We start from the raw sequence: 18,002 nt of genomic DNA on the forward strand, positions 1-18,002 counted from the left end.
TTATCCGACCACTGCGCCCAGCTGGAAGATTGGCAGGTACATGGCCACAATCAGGCCGCCGACCAGCACGCCGATGACCGACATAATCAATGGCTCCATCAGCGTGGTCAGGTTGTCCACCGCATTGTCGACTTCTGCTTCGTAGAATGAGGCGACCTTTTCCAGCATCTCATCCAGCGAACCGGACTCCTCGCCGATGGCGGTCATCTGGATGGCCATGGTCGGGAAAATGCCGGTAGTACGCATGGAGAAGTTCAGCTGGGTACCTGAGGAGACGTCGTTGCGGATTTTATGCACAGCATTGCGGAAGACCACGTTGCCCGTGGCGCCGGCGACTGAGTCGAGTGCGTCCACCAGTGGTACGCCGGCAGCAAAGGTGGTTGCCAATGTGCGGGCATAGCGAGCCACTACGGCTTTGTAGAGGATGTCGCCGACAATTGGCGCCTTGAGTAGGGTGCGGTCGAGAAAGTCGCGAAATTTCTCGGAGCGCTGGTGGGTCGTTTTGAAGGCGAAGATGGCGCCGAAAATGGCGAACAGAAAAATGAACCACCACTCCTGCAGGCCCCGTGACATATTAACGACTACCTGAGTGAATGCAGGTAGTTCGGCACCAAAGCCTTTGAATACGCTCTCAAATTGCGGAACCACCTTGATCAGTAGGACGGCAGTTACGATAACTGCAACGATGATTACCGCAATAGGGTAGGTCATGGCCTTTTTGATCTTGGCCTTTAGCGCCTCGGTCTTCTCTTTATAGGTTGCGATTCGATCCAGCAGGGTTTCAAGGGCACCAGACTGTTCGCCCGAGTCCACCAGGTTGCAATACAGGTCATCAAAGAACAGCGGCTTCTTGCGCAGCGAGGCCGCGAAGCTGTTGCCGGCTGCTACTTCCTGCTTCACTTCGTCGACCAGCTTGCGCATATTGGGGTTTTCGAAGCCCTCACCGATGATGTCGAAGGACTGCAGCAATGGCACGCCTGCTTTCATCATGGTGGCCATCTGCCGGGTAAACAGGGCGATATCCAGTGGCTTTATTTTCTTGCCAGCGCTAAAGAGAGAGGCCGGCTTTTTGCGGACTTTCAGCGGGTTGATGCCCTGCTTGCGCAATTGAGCTTTGATCAGGGCTGGTGATTCGCCGATTAGCTCGCCCTTGATCTTGGCGCCTTTTTTGTCGGTGCCTTCCCAGATAAAGGCACTGGTTTTTAGAGTTTTGGCCGCCATGGGTTAGTCCTTGGTCACGCGGTTGACTTCTTCCAGGCTGGTGATGCCTTGCATCGCCTTGAACAGCCCGGATGTGCGCAGGTCATTGAAACCGTCATTTTTCGCTTGCTTGGCGATTTCAATGGAGTTGCCTTCCTCCATGATAAGCCGTTGCAAGGCCGGTGTGATTTTAACTACTTCATAAATACCCACACGGCCTTTGTAGCCATGCTTGCAGTGCTCGCAACCGACGGGTGCATAAATCTTGAAGCTGCCGATCTTGTCTTCGGGGAAGCCTTCCTTGACTAGGGTCTCCCTTGGAATCTCGACTTCCTTCTTGCAGCTGCTGCACAGCTTGCGCGCCAGGCGCTGGGCGATGATCAGGTTGACCGAGGTGGCGATGTTGAAGGCCGGTACGCCCATATTGCGTAGGCGGGTCAGGGTTTCTGCGGCGCTGTTGGTGTGCAGGGTGGACATCACCATGTGCCCAGTTTGCGCGGCCTTGATGGCAATCTCGGCGGTTTCCAGGTCGCGCACCTCGCCGACCATGATTACGTCGGGGTCCTGGCGTAGGAAGGCGCGCAGGGCTTGGGAGAAGTCCATGCCATGCTTGGGGTTGACGTTGACCTGGTTGATGCCTTCCAGGTTGATTTCCACCGGGTCTTCGGCGGTGGAGATATTGATGTCGACGGTGTTGAGGATGTTGATCCCGGTATACAGGGACACCGTTTTGCCAGAACCGGTCGGGCCGGTCACCAGGATCATGCCTTGTGGTTGCTTCAGTGCGTTGAGATACAGCTCCTTCTGTTCCTCCTCATAACCCAGGGCATCGATGCCCATCTGCGCGCTGGAGGGGTCGAGAATCCGCATGACGATTTTCTCTCCCCATAGCGTGGGGAGTGTATTGACGCGAAAGTCGATGGCCTTGGTCTTGGATATTTTCATCTTGATCCGGCCATCCTGCGGCTTGCGTCGCTCGGAGATGTCCAGAGACGCCATTACCTTGAGACGGGCGGAGATGCGGCTAGCCAGTTGAATCGGCGGTCTGGCTACTTCATGAAGGATACCGTCCGTGCGAAAGCGCACCCGATAGGCTTTTTCATAGGGCTCGAAGTGCAAGTCCGATGAGCCGCCTTTGATCGCATCCAGCAGCATTTTGTTGATGAATCGCACCACTGGCGCATCGTCTGCGGCCTCGCCACCGCCACCGCCAGCGTCGTCCTTGTCGTCATTGACGGCTTCAACATCCAGACCGTCGAGATCGACATCGGCCAGGTCTTCCATGCCGCTATTGCCGGCATCGAAGAATTTTTCCAGCGCATCGCCCAGCTTATCGTCTTCAACCAGCAGGGCCTCGGTGCTGATGCCGGTGCTGAACTGGATGTCGGTGACAGCCTGGTGGTTGGTTGGATCGGATAGCGCAACGAATAATTTGTTGCCGCGACGGTACAGCGGCAGCACGCGGTGTTGGCGGCACAGTTTTTCGCTGACCAGGTCGCGTGGCTGGCTTTCCTTATCGATGGCGCTGAGGTCGCAGAAAGGAACGCCGAATTGTTCTGCTGCTATCTCTGCCACGGCCCTGCTGGTAGCGAGTTTGTTCTGCACCAGGTAAGAAACTAGGGGGATCTTATTGCGCAAGGCCTGGGCGTGGGCCTGGGCGGCTGTGCGCTCGTCCAGCAGTTCGGCGGTTACCAGTTGGCGAGCCAGGCCCGTCAGGGCGGGGATATCGTTCATCGCGCTTCGCTAATGAGATAAAAAAGGATGGAGTACTGAACTTATAGCGCAGTTGAGGCGCCAAGCCCAAGAGTGGCGTCGGTGAATGACAAAAAATGTCAGTTGTTGACTCGGTGTGGTGATGTGGCGGTGAGCCGATTACTGGGGATGGTGCTGTGTGGGAGGTTTGGCAAGTTGGCACGGCATCTGCTTTGTTCTACGCAGGTCGTTGACCTCAATCACACAGGAGTTCCTCCATGAAGTCTCTCAAGCAACAAAAAGGCTTTACCCTGATCGAGCTGATGATCGTAATCGCGATCATCGGTATTCTCGCCGCAATTGCTATTCCGCAGTTCAATGAATATCGTGCTAAGGCGAATGATTCAACTGCCTTGGCCGATGCTAAGAATAACACTACGGCTATCGTATCCTCGCTTCAATAAGGTCGGAGTATTTTATATGAAAAGCTTATCTGTTTTTGCTGCTTGCATGCTGTTTGCGGGTGTTGCGCAAGCCACCGTTCAATACGAGGTTTCTGGCGTGCTGGCAGTGTCCGACTGCCCTGCGGGTTTGTTGAGTGAGGATGTTCGCGTTAATCTTTCAACGAATGTTCAGGCAGGTATTGAGTGTAACGCGTCGCAAGTTGCCGTCGGTACTTGCAGTATTGCGGGACGTACAACTAGCCGTACTGTCGAGCAGTTGGACTGTACATCTGCGCCAGGGCCGGATGACCGTTTTGGTAATCCTACAACCGTAGAAACCTGTGTGCCGTTCGTTCCTCCGCAGTTTACTGAAACAACGGGTGCTGTTATCTACACTGGTTCTAGTGCTCAGGGTACCATCATTCCTGGTTATGATGGCGCTGCTTGCAGTGCTGCTGCTGCTGAGGCTGGTGCGCAAGGTCGCCTGCAGTAGAACGGTATTTTTTCAGCGAAAAAAGGGAGATTTCTCCCTTTTTTCGTTTTTTAAGAGCTCTTTTGGTAAAATTGAATTTGGCAATTCTTTCGGTTTTTGAATACTTTTTAATGTGGTTTATTTGATGTCAGTTAAAAGTGTTTTCGTGAGTGCAGCGCGTTTAGCGCTTAAAACGAGTTATGTGGGTGTTTCTGCAGGGATGATTTTGGTGGTGGCGCTGGCTGCGCTGCTTTCTGCTTATTTTGGAGGGCGCCAACCTGCAATAGTTGCCTTGGATGTCGGGCTTTCGACGATTCGTATTTTGCTGCCGTTTGTACTTGTTTTCTTGATTCAGGATCTATTTTCGCGGGAGTTTGATAAGCGTTTTTATTTGGGGTCGCTTTCTTATCCGCATCTGAGATGGGCTTTCTTGATTGGGCGTTTTTTCGCAGTTCTGACAGGTTTGCTACTCCTGCTTGTGGTACTTGCCGTGGTGCTCGCGGGGCTGGTGAAGTTAGCAGGAGATTTTTACCATCGCCCCGCCCCTGCAGTGTTTTCTTGGGGCTATGTGGTGGTTTTTGGCTTTATGGCACTTGACTTCTTTGTCTTGATCGCGGTGGCTGTTTGTATTTCGGTGGTGGCGTCTACACCTAGTTTTGTCATGGTTGGAACCTTCGGGTTTATGCTTGTTGCTCGGTCCTATGCGTCGATAATTGACTTGCTTACTCGTGATGCTGGGCTTGTTGCTAATGCCGAGGGGTATCGAACTGGTTTGGGGGTTTTGGGCTACCTGCTACCAGATCTTGGCGCTTTGGATGTTCGTATGCTGGCGCTTTATGGTAAGTGGGAGTTTCTTTCGTCGGACTGGCCGTGGCTGGTTCTAAGTTGCCTAGGATATGCGATTGCTCTACTGGCTTTGGCGGTCTGGGCATTTCAGCGTAAGCGCTTTTCCTGATTATGCGTAATCGTCAGTATTGGTCGTTATTGTTGGCTTTTGTTGGCTTCGCTTTTTTTTCTGCTGTTTCACAGTGGCGTGCTTCTGAACGTGCGTTAATTGAGCCGGTTGCTGAGGAGCGTGTGGTTATTGCCGCTCCTGTGCTGCTGCTTCTTTTTGGTGGGGATCGTTTTCTTGCGGCCAATTTGGAAACCATGCGATTGGCTGCTACTGGGGTCGAGTGGGGGCGGGTGGATAATGGCTACTTAACGAGGGCCCAGTATGAAGTGGCTAGACTGAATCCCTGTCACGAAGATAACTTTTATCTGGCGAATGGCTTGCTAGCCTGGGGGGGGGCAGAAAGTGAGAGTGGCTTGGTGCTAATGCGTGCCAGTGACTGTCGTTTCTGGGATGAGTTTCCTCCTTTCTTTTATGGTTTTAATAAGTATTTTTTCGAGCGAGACAAGCAAACTGCTGTTCAGTACTTGGAGCTTGCCGCGCAGCGCTCGACCTACAACGCCGCTGGCTTTCGAAAGCTTGCCATTATGCTTAAGGTTGAAGGCATTAAGGATGAGCGTGTAGCGCTTGAGCTTCTGCAAAATGAGCGTGATCAAACGAGAGATCCTAAGCTGAAAGATATGCTCGCCAAGCGAGCAGTCCGGCTGGAGGGGTTGGTGGTTTTGCGCGAGGCTCAACGCCAGTATGAGAAACTTACGGGACAAGCCTTGGAAGAGCCTCTGCAACTATTGAAGGTTGGGTTGTTGGAGGTTTTTCCAGAGGACCCGCTTAAGCTGGGATACGAATTTATTGATGGGCGCTTTATGCTTAAAAAGCTCAAGGTCGCCGGTGTGGAGGAGCGTTAGTGTCGGTTGCTCTTGAGTTTCATGGCGTCAGCTACACCTTTCTCGGCAAGGGTAACCAGCTTCGCGCTCTGAGTGATATCAACTTAAATGTTACGGAAGGCGAAGTCTTTGGCTTCGTCGGCCCCAATGGTGCTGGTAAGTCCACCACCATCAAGGTGATGCTCGACATCATCAATGATTATCAGGGGCAGGTCAGTATCTACGGGGTGGATGCACGGCGTGCTGAGGCACGTCAGCCGCTGGCGTTTGTGCCTGAGTCCCCTGCGCTCTACGAACAGTTCACCCCGCTGGAAATCCTGCGTATGGCGCTGTCCATGTATGGCATCAAGCGCAAGGATGCCAAAGCTTGGTGCATGTCTGTACTGGAGCGTTTTTCCGTAGCTGAGAACGCCAACAGGCGTATCCGTGAACTTTCCAAAGGAAATGTGCAGCGAGTGGCCCTGGCACATGCCATGGTCGTTCAGCCTAAGTTGCTGGTGCTGGATGAGCCGCTTTCTGGTCTCGATCCGGTCGGGCGCAAGGATGTGGTGGATATTCTCAACGAGTACAAAAAGGAAGGTGGCGCAATCTTCTTTACCTCCCATGTACTGCACGATGTGGAGCGTATTGCCGATCGTTTTGGTTTTATCAACAAGGGCGAATTGCTAACCGTGCGCTCACCGCGTGAACTGGCCGCAGAGCGGGCGGACTGTCTGCTGGTGCGTTTCAATGCTCGGGCCGGTTTCGAGCCCGCAGCCAAGTGTCTGCGTGAAGGCGAGTTCGAGTTTGAGGTGATGCAGGCTGATTTGCCGGCATTTATCACCCGCTTGAACATGGCGGGTGGGCATGTGCTGACGGTCAAGCCTGCGGTTTCTCTGGAAACCGTGTTTTTCAAGATCCTTGAAGATGCCGAGCGGCAGAAGATGCAGGTGGCGGTTTAATCGTGTCGATTTGTGCTACCTGCTCCGGCAGAATGTAGCCTACGCCGGTGTAGCTCAGTCGGTAGAGCAGCGCACTCGTAACGCGAAGGTCGCAGGTTCGATTCCTGTCTCCGGCACCAGAAGCAAAAAAGCCCGCCAATTGGCGGGCTTTTTCATGGCTGGAGTTTTTACAGGCTCAGGCGCATCGACAGGTCGATGGCCTTGATGTCCTTGGTCAGGCTGCCGATGGAGATGTAGTCCACGCCGGTTTCGGCAATGGTGCGCAGGGTGTTTTCGTTGATGCCGCCGGAGGCTTCCAGCTTGGCGCGGCCTGCGCTGAGGCTGACAGCGGTGCGCATGTCGTCGAGGCTGAGTTCGTCGAGCATGATGATGTCAGCGTCTGCGTCCAGGGCTTGCTGCAGCTCAGCCAAGCTTTCCACTTCGACTTCCACCGGTTTGCCGGGGGCGATCTGGTGGGCTGTGGCGATGGCCTGGGCAATGCCGCCGCAGGCGGCGATGTGGTTTTCCTTGATCAGGAAGGCATCGTAAAGCCCTATTCGGTGGTTGTGGCAGCCGCCGCAGGTGACGGCATATTTTTGCGCCAGGCGCAGACCGGGAAGGGTCTTGCGGGTGTCGAGCAGTTTGACTGGGGTGTCTTTGACCAGATTGGCGAAGTGCTGGCAGCGGGTGGCGACGGCAGACAGGCTCTGAAGAAAGTTCAGCGCGCTGCGCTCGCCGCTCAGCAGGGCGCGGGCGGGGCCTTCCAGATGGAAAAGCGGCTGGTTGGCGGTCACTTGCTGGCCGTCTGTGACCTGCCAATGTACGGCGACGCGTGGGTCGAGTTGGCGGAACACTTCATCCACCCAGGCGGTTCCGGCAATGACTGCGCTCTCACGGGTGATGATGGTCGCGTGGGCCAGGCGCTCGGCGGGAATCAGCTGGGCGGTGATGTCGCCGCTGCCGATGTCTTCGCGCAGCGCGCAGCGGACATTGGCCTGGATTTCGGCGCCGAGGTCGGTGAGGGTGAGGTTGGGCATGGCAGCCTCCGGAGTCTGGTGGCGCGATTATAGGGATAGCCGACGGCTGGTGCAGGTGGGATGCAGGAGAATTCCGGGTTTTCTGCTAGACAGATAAGGTGTGCTGGTCGGCAATGGATGACCGTCCGGGGGTTCATCTTGCCTGTGCTGTGATGCAGGTCATGTCTGCAGTAATGGGTATTTGGTCATCCTGCGTCTCTCCCTATAATAAGGTTGGCCATAAACTTTGGCGCCAAACCTTTGACGTCATGGATGGCACCCAGTTGATCGTTGGCAGATTGCTCCGGATTGGCAACCTGCGGGAGACATGCAATGCAGACCGACGCGAAAGTGGTGCACCTGAACAAGGCTGCCCCTGAGCACTCGCCAACTTCGCAGGCAGGAAGGCTTCCCGTGGCCCTAATTCAGGTACGCGACAAGGCAGCGCAACAGCTCAAGCTCGCGCTGCAGGCACTGTTCGATAACGCGGATGACACGCTCTTCGAGATGGCTGACCGTGCTGCCAGCAACGCCGAACAGAATGGCTTCTTCGAGGCCATGCGCGATTTACGCCTGAAGCGAAAATCCATCGAGCGTGGCTTCCTGCAGAAGCTCTTCGAAAGCTTTGCCACCCTCAATCAGTACGAGGTCGGCAAGGCAGCGCCACAACTGGGTGCGGTTTCTTTCGAGAGTCTTTCTCTGGTTCAGGATGATGTGCTGGAGGAGTCCGTGGCGCTGGATGCCATGGTCGCGCGCGTGGTCAGTCGCGATGGCGTGGCCCTGACTCATCTGACCACGCGCTTGAATACGCTGATCAGCCAGAAGCTGGAGGACAAGAGCAATCCTCTCGGGCCGCGTGCGCTCTGCGAACAGTTCATGGCGCTCTGTGCCGGCCTGGGCGTAGAAATTCGCGTCAAGCTGATCGTGCTCAAACTCTTCGAAAAATATGTATTGGCCGATCTCGATCAGCTGTATGCCGCTGCCAACCAGCAGTTGGTCGAGTTGGGCGTGTTGCCGGAGCTCAAGTCGGCGCCACCGGCCCGCCGCAATGCGCCTGGGCGCGCGGCTCCCGGCAATCGTGCGGCGCGTGAAGCTTCTGCGGGCGAGGCGAGTGGCGCTGCCTATGCTGATGAAGGCGTGCAGGAGGTGTTCGGTGCCCTGCAGGAATTGTTGGCCGAGGTGCGTGGCAGCGCTGCTATGCCGCGGCGTGTGGCGCCTGCTGATGCCGTGCCGATTTCCAGTAATGATCTGATGCGCCTGCTGTCACACATGCAGCAACGGTTGCCGAGCGATAGCGGGCAAAGCACGGATGACTTCGATCTGCGCAACCAGCTCGAGCAGCTGTTGACCCGCGCCAGTGCCAAAAGTGGCAAGGCGCGCGTGGTGGGCGAGATCGATGAGGATGTGATCAACCTGGTTTCGATGCTGTTCGAGTTCATCCTCGATGACCGCACTTTGCCGGACTCGCTGAAGGCGCTGATCGCGCGTCTGCAGATACCCATGCTCAAGGTCGCTGTGCTGGACAAGACCTTCTTCAGCCGTGGTAGTCACCCGGCCCGTCGCCTGCTCAACGAGATTGCCTCGGCCGCACTCGGCTGGAGTGCTCAGGATGATGCGCAGCGCGATAGCCTGTACCAGCGTATCGACCAAGTGGTGCAACGCCTGCTGAATGATTTCACCGATGATCCGAGCATCTTTTCCGATCTGCTCGCCGAGTTTCTGGCCTTCACTGGCGATGAGCGCCGGCGCAGTGACCTGCTGGAGCAGCGCACGCGGGATGCCGAAGAGGGTCGTGCCAAGGCCGAGCTGGCCCGCCAGCAGGTCGAGCAGGCACTGAATACCCGGCTGCTCGGTAAGACTTTGCCGGAAGTGGTGGTGCGCCTGCTGCAAGAGGGCTGGAGCAAGGTTCTGCAGCTGACCTGCCTGAAGCATGGCAGCGAGTCTGTCGAGTGGCAGGCGGCACTGCTGGTTATGGACGATCTGGTATGGAGCGTCGAGCTGCACGAGGAGCCGGAAGATCGCGTGCGCCTGCTGGAGCTGGTGCCGAATCTGCTGAAAGCCCTGCGTGAGGGACTTGCCGGTGCGGCCATCGACCCGTTCGTTACCAGCGAGTTCTTCAGTCAGCTGGAGGCTGTGCACGTTCAGGCTTTCCAGCGCTTCAAGCGCGCTCTGCCTGAGCCGGAGGTAGAAGTCGAACCGCTTCTGCCAACGGATGACACGTCGGTCGAGTCATCTGGGGAGGTGACGCCTCTCCTCGATCTGCCGGTTGCTGCCGAGCCTGAGGTGGAGGCGCCGGCGATGGTCGAGGTGGTCGAGGAGATCGTGCTGCTGGCCCCTGGTGAGGTGCGTGAGCGTGAAGCCGAGGTCAGTTTGCCGGATGATGATCAGGCCTTGCTGCAAGTCGACAGTCTGCGCGTTGGCAGCTGGGTGGAAATCCAGGAAGACGAGGAACATAAGCTGCGCTGCAAACTGGCGGCGATCATCAAGCCGACCGGCAAGTACATCTTCGTCAATCGCACCGGCATGAAGGTGCTGGAGAAAACTCGTATGGGTCTGGCCGTCGAGTTCCGTCGCGCGGCGATTCGCATGCTCGACGATGCGCTGTTGTTTGATCGTGCCCTGGAGTCGGTGATCGGCAACCTGCGCAAGCTCAAGAACGCCTGAGTTCTTTGCTCCTCCAGCAACGCCCGGTCTGTGCCGGGCGTTGTCGTTTTCGGGGCGCGCGATGCTATCTGCTACAGTGGCGGAACTGGTCAAGGAGCCCCTATGCAGCTGGACCCCGTCAGCGGTTGGTATGCCGATGCGCAGCATTGCCCATCAACGAATTGCAATGCACGTCCGCAGGGTGAGGTTTCTCTGCTGGTGATCCATAACATCAGCCTGCCGCCCGGCCAGTTCGGCACCGGCAGGGTGCAGCAATTCTTTCAGAATCGGCTGCCGGTGGACGAGCATCCCTACTTCGCCGGCATAGCCCATCTGCAGGTCTCGGCGCATTTCCTCATCGAGCGTGACGGGGCAGTTACCCAGTTTGTCTCCTGTAATGAGCGTGCTTGGCATGCCGGCGTTTCCAGCTTCGAAGGCCGTGAGAACTGCAATGATTTCTCCCTCGGTATCGAGCTGGAAGGTACCGACGAGCAACCTTTCAGTGATGCGCAGTACGTGGCGTTGACCACCCTGACCCGTCAGTTGCTGCAGGCTTACCCGGCGCTTGCTGTCGAGCGCATTTGCGGGCATAGCGATATTGCTCCGGGGCGCAAGACCGACCCGGGCCCCTATTTTGATTGGCCGCGCCTGCGCGCGGCTTTGCTGGACCAAGGAGAGCGGTAGATGAACTTTCTGGTACTGCTGCTGGTGCTCTGGGTTGAGAAGTTCTCTGCCGGACGTCGGCGTATTCAGCAGGATGGTCTGTGGCTGCAGCAGTTGGCCAAAGTCGAGATCAGCCAGCAGGGCGCGCCCTGGATTGCCCTGGCTGTGCTGGTGGTGCTGCCGCTGCTGGTGCTCGGCGGTTTGCTACTGATTCTTCAGCCGGTGGCCTATGGCTGGCTGGCGCTGCCCGTGCATCTGCTGGTGCTGGTCTACAGCCTGGGGCGTGGCGATGTGCTGGCTGCGCTGGGGCCGTTCCGTGATGCGTGGCGGCGGGGTGATGATCAGGCTGCGCTGCATGTGGCCGAGCGCGATCTTGGGCTGGAGGCCGACAGCGAGGCCGAGCTGCTGCTGCGCGTACAGGGTTATGAGCTGTGGCAGGCCTACCAGGGTTTTTTCGCAGTGATCTTCTGGTACGCGCTGCTTGGTCCGCTGGTGCCGCTGGCTTACCGGCTGCTGGCGCTGACGGCCGAACACGCGACCCAGGCTGATCTGGCCGAGCGTGCCGGGCAGTTGCGGCATGCCCTGGACTGGCTGCCGGTGCGGGTGCTGGCCGCCAGCTTTGCCCTGGTCGGCAACTTTGCCGCGGTCAGCCGCGCCGTGTTGCATGATCTGCTGAGCTGGGAGCTGGCGGCGCAGCAGTTGCTGGTCAATGCCGGGCGCGCTGCCAGCGAGTTACCTGAGCCGCAGGCGGGTGAGCCGGGAGTCAACAGCCTGGATGAGCTGTGGCAGCTGCTGGTACGTGCAGCGATCTTCTGGTACGCCGCGTTTGCCGTATGGATTCTGTTGCTGTAACGCCCTAGAACCTGTTTACGATCTCCTGGCCGTCGGCCATACGGCGTTAAAAACAGCCTCGGAAAGTCGCTTGCGGCTAACGCGCTTCAGCGCGACCCGAAGGGCGAGTGAAACGAGTCATGCTCATTTACAGCTCGTAAACTCCGCTTCCTCGGCTGTTTGATTCGCTGACGCTCACCCTGCGGGCCAGCCTTTCGGCTGTTACTCCCTTTGGTCGTTGCGCCTTGTCTGGCTCTAGTCCAAAAGATCGTAAATAGGTTCTTACGACCACAGCCAGGCGGCGCCGCGCACGCCGCTGGAGTCGCCATGGCGGGCCGGCAGCAGGCGGGTGTTGACCTGGTCGGAGAACACATGGCGAACCAGCAGCGGTGGCACCTGTTCATACAGTGCCTGGATGTTCGACAGGCCGCCGCCGAGCACGATCACCTGTGGGTCGAGGATGTTGATCAACGAGGCCAGGCTGCGCGCCAGGTGCTCGCAATAGTGCTGTAACGCTTGTTGCGCCGCGGGCTCGCCCGCCAGCGCGGCAATGGCCAGCTGCTCGGCAGTCAGGCCCAGGTTGCTGCGGGCGGCCCAGCCGGGACCGCTGAGAAAGGTCTCGATGCAGTCATCCAGGCCGCAGTAGCAGCGTCTGGCCGGGCCATCGACCTGGTCGCGCCAGGGCAGTGCGTTATGCCCCCATTCGCCGGCAATGGCGTTCGGCCCCGCGAGCAGGCGGCCATGGATCACGACACCGCCCCCCACCCCTGTGCCAAGGATCACGCCGAATACGCTGTCGGCCCCGGCTCCCGCGCCATCGCTGGCTTCCGACAGGGCAAAACAGTCGGCATCGTTGGCCAGGCGTATCGGGCGTTGCAGCAGCTGCTCCAGGTCGCCCTGCAGATCCTGGCCAATCAGGCACACCGAGTTGGCGTTCTTGATCCGCCCATGATCCGGCGAGCGCGTACCGGGGATGCCAATGCCGACGCTGCCGATACCGCCCAGGTCATGCTCAGCTTGGCGGACCAGTTGCGCGATGGTCTGCAGGCAGGCGGCGTAATCGCCCTGCGGGGTTGGCAGGCGGCGGCGTAACCGCTCGTCTGAGCCTTCCAGGGCGATAATTTCTGTCTTGGTGCCACCCAGATCAATGCCGAAGCGAAACTGTGCGCGCATTCTTAACCTTAAGTTACAGAGGTTGAGGTCGATATCCGGTATACAGCATGCCTAGGGAAGTGCGCTTGCCTGAGTGACAGCCCCTGGCTTGAACTGTTCTCGCTCTGTTGTGTGCTGACTGCCTCGCACACAAGCGATTGTTCCCCTCAAGTCATGAACAGCTTCTACGATTCAGTTGTACCAGTACCTTGCCGTTCCATTTGCCGGTCTGCTCCCCACCGGCATACAACAATAATGGCAACAGGAGACGTTTAGTGAATAGCGTGTTGTATCCCGCCATTGCGCTGATGAACCGCATGAGCTTCGGCATGAAGTTCAGCCTGATCAGTGTGCTTTTCTTCCTGCCCATGTCGGTGACCAACTTCTATCTGGTGCGCGACTCCTACCACGAGTTCGTCGATACCCGCACGGAGTTGCAGAGCCTCGAATTGCTCAAGCAGAGCCTGAAGATGCGCCAGGAACTGGAGCGTCTGAACGACCTGTTGGAGATCAATGCCGTCCTCGGCCAGTCCGGTGAATCGGAAAAGCTGGTCGCGCAGATTCGCGCACTGGAAACCAGCATCAACAGCACGCTGGACGGCCTGCAACCGAGCAGCAGCAATGCGCAGAAGGTCGAGGAATTCAACGCCCAGCGCGATAGCATCAAGGCTGCCCTCGACGCCGTCAAACAGGAATCCTCGCAGCGCAGCAAGGCCGGTCTGGTGGTCAAGGCCCTGGATAACGCGGAAGTATTCATCAAGTTCGTGGCCAGCCAGTCCGGGCTCAGCCAGGACAGTGAACTGACCGTACGGCAGATGAGTGAGCTGATGACCAGCGTCACCCCGCCGGTGACCAAGGCCTTGAGCAAGGGCCGCGCGCTGGGGTCCTACTCCCTCGGCCAGGGCATCCTCGGCTCTTCCGACAGCACCAAGCTCGATGAGATGCTGCTGGAGCTGGAAAAGCTGCATGCCGAATACGGCTTCAAAATCCAGAACGCCTTGCAGGGCAACGCCCAGGCGCAAAAAAGCCTGACCAGCCTGGCGGAGGCCAGTCGCAATGCCCTGACCGAGGCGGGCACCCGTCTGGAAGACAGCATCCTCATGGCGGATACCCTGGATGCGCCCTGGCAGGACTTCTTCGACCAGATGACCGCCGGCATCGACAAGACCTATGTGCTCAACGATGCGGTCCTCGGCTTCCTTGATCAGGAGCTGAGCCAGCGCCTGGAAGCCAAGCGCGTGCAGATGGTGCTGCTGGTAGCGGCATTGGTCCTGGTGTTCCTGTTGATTGGCTACCTGTATGGCGGTTTCTACGTTTCCACCCGCGTCACCCTCAAGGGCTTTGGTCATACCCTGGGTCAGGTCGCCGCCGGCGACATGACGGTCAAGGTCAACGTCAAGAGCCAGGACGAGCTGGGCGAGCTGGGCCAAGTGTTCAACGGCACCGTGGCGAAGATTCGCGACCTGATCGAGCTGGTTGGCCAGACCGTTACCGAAGTCGAACGGCAGGCTGATCGCGTCGAACTGGTTTCCGGCGAGAGCAGCCAGGCGGTCAATGCCCAGCGTGGGCAGATCGAGCAGGTGGCCACGGCGATGAACCAGATGTCCGCCACCGCCCAGGAAGTGGCACGCAGCGCCGCCGCCGCCGTGGACAGCGCGCAGAGCGTCAACAACGAAACGGTCAACGGCCGCGCCATGGTCGAGTCGCAGGTTGGCAGCATCCAGCGTCTGGCCAACGAGATCGATCAGTCGGTCAGCGTGATCAACCAGCTGGCCGCCGACAGTGCGTCGATCAGCCAGGTGCTGGAAGTGATCAAGGGCATCGCCGGGCAAACCAACCTGCTGGCGCTCAACGCCGCCATCGAAGCGGCACGTGCCGGTGAGCAGGGCCGCGGCTTCGCCGTGGTCGCCGACGAGGTGCGCAACCTGGCCAAGCGCACGCACCAGTCCACCGAAGAAATCGAGCAGATGATCGGCCGCCTGCAAAGCGGTGTCGGTGCCACGGTGACGGCCATGAATGGCAGCCACCAGATGGTGGAAAGCACCGTCAGCCAATCCGCCAACGTGCAGCAGGCGCTGGAGAATATCCTCGGCGCGGTGGGCATGATCGTCGATCAGAACCAGCAGATTGCCGCCGCTGCCGAACAGCAGACCGCCGTGGCCCACGATATCGACATGAACATCGTCGAGATCAACCAGGCCGGCGAGCGCACGGCCGAAGGTGCGGTACAGACCGAGCAGGCCAGTCGTCAGCTGTCCGACCAGGTCAGCCGTCTGAAGGAGCTGATCAGCGCCTTCCGTGTCTGATCACTGGCGTTAATTAACAAGGCCCGCCTATTGGTGGGCCTTGTCATTTCTGGGGGGCCTGTTGGCTGAATGGGGTGTAGCCCGGATGCAATCCGGGGTGACTGCTCTGAGGTGACTTCCCGGATTGCATCCGGGCTACGGCTTCACGTCCAGCCGAAGAGCTCGGCGGCGTTGCGGCTAGTGGCCGTGGCCAGTTCCTCCGCGCTGATGCCGCGCAGCTCGGCTAGGGCGCTGCAGATATCGGGGAGGAACTCCGGGCTGTTGCGCTGGTTGGGATGCATGGCAGGCGCCATGTCGGGTGAATCGGTTTCCAGCACGATGGCGTCCAGCGGTAGGCGCGCCACCACCTGGCGCAGGCGCAGTGCCTGTGGCCAGGTCGGCGCACCGCCGAGGCCGAGCCTGAAGCCCAGCTTGAGGTATTCGCGGGCCTCCTCGTAACTGCCGGCGAACGCATGGATGATGCCGCCCCGTTTGAGCCGGCAACGCTTGAGCGTGGCGATGGTCTGTGCGTGGGCGCGGCGCACATGCAGCAGGGCCGGTAAGTCGAATTCGGCGGCCAGGGCCAGCTGGGCCTCGAACAGCGCTTGTTGGCGCGAACGGTCGAGCTGTTCGAGGAAGTAGTCCAGGCCGAACTCACCGACTGCGCACAGCTGCGGATGGCCGGCCAGGCGATCGAGCCAGTCGCGCAGCTCGCTCAGGTGTTCGGGCAGGTGCTGATCCAGGTAGACCGGGTGCAGGCCGAAGGCGGCGTACAGGCCGCTGTCACCTTGCACCAGTTGCCACAGGCGCTGCCAGTTGGCCTGGTACACGCCGAGCACCACCAGTTTCTCCACGCCCCGGCTGCGGCTGCGCGCTAGCAGCTCGCTGCGGTCGGCGGCGAAGTCGGGGAAGTCGAGGTGGGTGTGGGTGTCGATCAGGTGCATGGGGCGTCGCCGGGGGCAGTGCCGTCAGCATAGCGCCGGGCAGGGGGGATGCCCATGTAGGGTGCGCCGTGCGCACCGCTATCTCCGCCCAAGCCCCTTGTGCGCACGGCGCCCCTACAGAGCCCCCACCGGTAATCCGAGGCTTGCGGCCTTGCTCGTGATGCCACCAGCAACCCTCAATCGACGTCTAGAACAGGAAGTAACGCTGCGCTAGCGGCAGCACTTCGGCCGGTTCGCACCAGAGCAGCTGGCCGTCGGCCTTGACCTGGTAGTTCTGCGGGTCGACCTCGATGTGGGGCAGGTAGTCGTTGTGGATCAGGTCGCTCTTCTGCACCGTGCGGCAGCCTTTGACCACGCCAATCTGCTTCTGCAACCCCAGCTGTTCTGGCACCCCGGCGTCGAAGGCGGCCTGGCTGATAAAGGTCAGGCTGGTGGCGTGCAGCATGCCGGCGTAGCTGCCGAACATCGGCCGGTAGTGCACCGGTTGCGGGGTCGGGATCGAGGCGTTGGCGTCGCCCATCAGGCTGGCGGCAATCGCTCCACCCTTGAGGATCAACGTCGGTTTGACGCCAAAAAACGCCGGGCGCCAGAGCACCAGGTCGGCGAACTTGCCCACTTCGATGGAGCCGACTTCGTGGCTGATGCCGTGGGTGATCGCCGGGTTGATGGTGTACTTGGCGATGTAGCGTTTGACCCGGAAGTTGTCGTTGCCCGTTGTATCTTCGGGCAGCGGGCCGCGCTGCTGCTTCATCTTGTCGGCGGTCTGCCAGGTGCGGGTGATCACCTCGCCGACGCGGCCCATGGCCTGGCTGTCGGAGCTGATCATGGAAAACGCGCCTAGGTCATGCAGGATGTCTTCGGCGGCGATGGTCTCGCGGCGGATGCGGCTTTCGGCAAACGCCACATCCTCGGCGATGCTCGGGTCGAGGTGGTGGCAGACCATCAGCATGTCCAGGTGTTCATCAATGGTGTTCTTGGTGAACGGCCGGGTCGGGTTGGTCGAGCTGGGCAGCACGTTAGGGAAGCCGCAGGCCTTGATGATGTCCGGCGCATGGCCGCCGCCGGCGCCTTCGGTGTGGTAGGTGTGGATGGTGCGGCCCTTGAAGGCGCCCAGGGTGGTTTCGACAAAGCCGGATTCATTCAGGGTGTCGGTGTGGATTGCTACCTGCACATCGTACTCATCGGCCACGCTCAGGCAGTTGTCGATGGCTGCCGGGGTGGTGCCCCAGTCCTCATGCAGCTTCAAGCCAATCGCGCCGGCCTTGACCTGCTCGATCAGCGGCTCGGGCAGCGAGACGTTGCCCTTGCCGGTGAAGCCGATGTTCATCGGGAAGGCATCGGCGGCCTTGAGCATCATCGCCATGTGCCACGGCCCCGGCGTCACGGTGGTGGCGTAGGTGCCGGTGGCAGGTCCCGTGCCGCCACCGATCATGGTGGTGGTGCCGCTCATCAAGGCTTCTTCGATCTGTTGCGGACAGATGAAGTGGATATGGGTGTCGACGCCGCCGGCGGTGAGGATCATGCCTTCACCGGCGATCACTTCGGTAGCGCCACCGATGGCGATGGTCACGTTCGGCTGGATGTCCGGGTTGCCGGCTTTGCCGATGGCGGCGATGCGCCCGCCTTTCAAGCCGACGTCGGCCTTGACGATACCCCAGTGGTCGATGATCAGGGCATTGGTAATCACCGTGTCGACCACGTCCGCCGCGCACAATTGGCTCTGTCCCATGCCGTCGCGGATGACTTTACCGCCGCCGAATTTCACTTCGTCGCCGTATACGGTGAAGTCTTTCTCCACCTCGATCCACAGGTTGGTGTCGGCCAGGCGCACCTTGTCGCCGACGGTGGGGCCGAACATGTCGGCGTAGGCTTGGCGGGAAATCTTCATCGGCACTCCTCGAATAGGATCGTTCCCACGCTCTGCGTGGGCATGCGGCTGGCGACGCTCTGCGTCGCAGGGACGCG

General features: G+C 59.2%; 15 protein-coding genes and 1 tRNA gene. 10 read left to right on the top strand and 6 right to left on the bottom strand.

Features of this window, described 5'->3' with window-relative positions:
- Both HNE05_RS04360 and pilB read right to left on the bottom strand, forming a co-directional pair.
- A complete protein-coding gene (locus HNE05_RS04360; protein WP_173203709.1) occupies window positions 1–1,221 on the bottom strand; it encodes a type II secretion system F family protein in 1,221 nt (406 codons plus the stop codon).
- 3 nt (window positions 1,222–1,224) lie between these two features.
- Entirely contained in the window at window positions 1,225–2,934 is a 1,710-nt protein-coding gene (gene pilB, locus HNE05_RS04365) for a type IV-A pilus assembly ATPase PilB (protein WP_173203711.1), read from the bottom strand.
- Window positions 2,935–3,170: 236 nt separating this feature from the next.
- Between pilB and HNE05_RS20545 the strand changes: the two genes are divergently transcribed.
- The 6 genes from HNE05_RS20545 (at window position 3,171) to HNE05_RS04395 (ending at window position 6,643) form a co-directional block, all read left to right on the top strand.
- Window positions 3,171–3,356, top strand: coding sequence for a prepilin-type N-terminal cleavage/methylation domain-containing protein (locus HNE05_RS20545; RefSeq protein WP_173203713.1), 186 nt, complete (start codon window positions 3,171–3,173; stop codon window positions 3,354–3,356).
- A 16-nt stretch (window positions 3,357–3,372) separates the two neighbouring features.
- Window positions 3,373–3,828: a hypothetical protein gene (locus HNE05_RS04375; RefSeq protein WP_173203716.1), complete on the top strand. Its 456-nt coding sequence runs from the start codon at window positions 3,373–3,375 to the stop codon at window positions 3,826–3,828.
- Between the two features lie 145 nt (window positions 3,829–3,973).
- Window positions 3,974–4,762 carry a hypothetical protein gene (locus HNE05_RS04380; protein WP_240008815.1) on the top strand — a complete coding sequence of 263 codons (789 nt, stop codon included), beginning with the start codon at window positions 3,974–3,976 and terminating at the stop codon, window positions 4,760–4,762.
- 2 nt (window positions 4,763–4,764) lie between these two features.
- Entirely contained in the window at window positions 4,765–5,604 is an 840-nt protein-coding gene (locus tag HNE05_RS04385; RefSeq protein WP_173203718.1) for a hypothetical protein, read from the top strand.
- On the top strand, window positions 5,604–6,524 hold the full coding sequence (locus HNE05_RS04390) for an ABC transporter ATP-binding protein (protein WP_173203720.1): 921 nt from the start codon (window positions 5,604–5,606) through the stop codon (window positions 6,522–6,524). Before HNE05_RS04385 ends, HNE05_RS04390 begins: the two co-directional genes overlap by 1 nt.
- A 43-nt stretch (window positions 6,525–6,567) precedes the next feature.
- Window positions 6,568–6,643: transfer RNA gene (locus HNE05_RS04395), tRNA-Thr, on the top strand.
- Between the two features lie 48 nt (window positions 6,644–6,691).
- On the opposite strand, the gene nadC is transcribed toward HNE05_RS04395, so the two are convergent.
- A complete protein-coding gene (gene nadC, locus HNE05_RS04400; RefSeq protein ID WP_173203722.1) occupies window positions 6,692–7,540 on the bottom strand; it encodes a carboxylating nicotinate-nucleotide diphosphorylase in 849 nt (282 codons plus the stop codon).
- 312 nt (window positions 7,541–7,852) lie between these two features.
- Between nadC and HNE05_RS04405 the strand changes: the two genes are divergently transcribed.
- The 3 genes from HNE05_RS04405 (at window position 7,853) to ampE (ending at window position 11,677) form a co-directional block, all read left to right on the top strand.
- A complete protein-coding gene (locus HNE05_RS04405; RefSeq protein ID WP_173203724.1) occupies window positions 7,853–10,183 on the top strand; it encodes a DUF1631 domain-containing protein in 2,331 nt (776 codons plus the stop codon).
- Window positions 10,184–10,285: 102 nt separating this feature from the next.
- Complete coding sequence (gene ampD / locus HNE05_RS04410; RefSeq protein WP_173203726.1) at window positions 10,286–10,846, top strand: 1,6-anhydro-N-acetylmuramyl-L-alanine amidase AmpD; 561 nt, start codon at window positions 10,286–10,288, stop codon at window positions 10,844–10,846.
- On the top strand, window positions 10,847–11,677 hold the full coding sequence (gene ampE, locus HNE05_RS04415; protein ID WP_173203728.1) for a regulatory signaling modulator protein AmpE: 831 nt from the start codon (window positions 10,847–10,849) through the stop codon (window positions 11,675–11,677).
- A gap of 261 nt (window positions 11,678–11,938) precedes the next feature.
- Here the strand turns inward: ampE and HNE05_RS04420 are convergent, their stop codons facing one another.
- Entirely contained in the window at window positions 11,939–12,829 is an 891-nt protein-coding gene (locus tag HNE05_RS04420; RefSeq protein ID WP_173203730.1) for an ROK family protein, read from the bottom strand.
- A 254-nt stretch (window positions 12,830–13,083) separates the two neighbouring features.
- Between HNE05_RS04420 and HNE05_RS04425 the strand changes: the two genes are divergently transcribed.
- Complete coding sequence (locus HNE05_RS04425; RefSeq protein WP_173203732.1) at window positions 13,084–15,114, top strand: methyl-accepting chemotaxis protein; 2,031 nt, start codon at window positions 13,084–13,086, stop codon at window positions 15,112–15,114.
- A 143-nt stretch (window positions 15,115–15,257) separates the two neighbouring features.
- Here the strand turns inward: HNE05_RS04425 and HNE05_RS04430 are convergent, their stop codons facing one another.
- Both HNE05_RS04430 and ureC read right to left on the bottom strand, forming a co-directional pair.
- The gene (locus HNE05_RS04430; protein WP_173203734.1) at window positions 15,258–16,037 is read right to left on the bottom strand and encodes a TatD family hydrolase; all 780 of its coding nucleotides are present in this window, start codon (window positions 16,035–16,037) and stop codon (window positions 15,258–15,260) included.
- Window positions 16,038–16,224: 187 nt separating this feature from the next.
- A complete protein-coding gene (gene ureC, locus HNE05_RS04435) occupies window positions 16,225–17,925 on the bottom strand; it encodes an urease subunit alpha (protein WP_173203736.1) in 1,701 nt (566 codons plus the stop codon).
- Window positions 17,926–18,002 lie beyond the last annotated feature (77 nt).

Origin of the sequence: Pseudomonas campi (genome assembly GCF_013200955.2) — a bacterium.
GTDB classification, from domain to species: Bacteria; Pseudomonadota; Gammaproteobacteria; order Pseudomonadales; family Pseudomonadaceae; genus Aquipseudomonas; species Aquipseudomonas campi.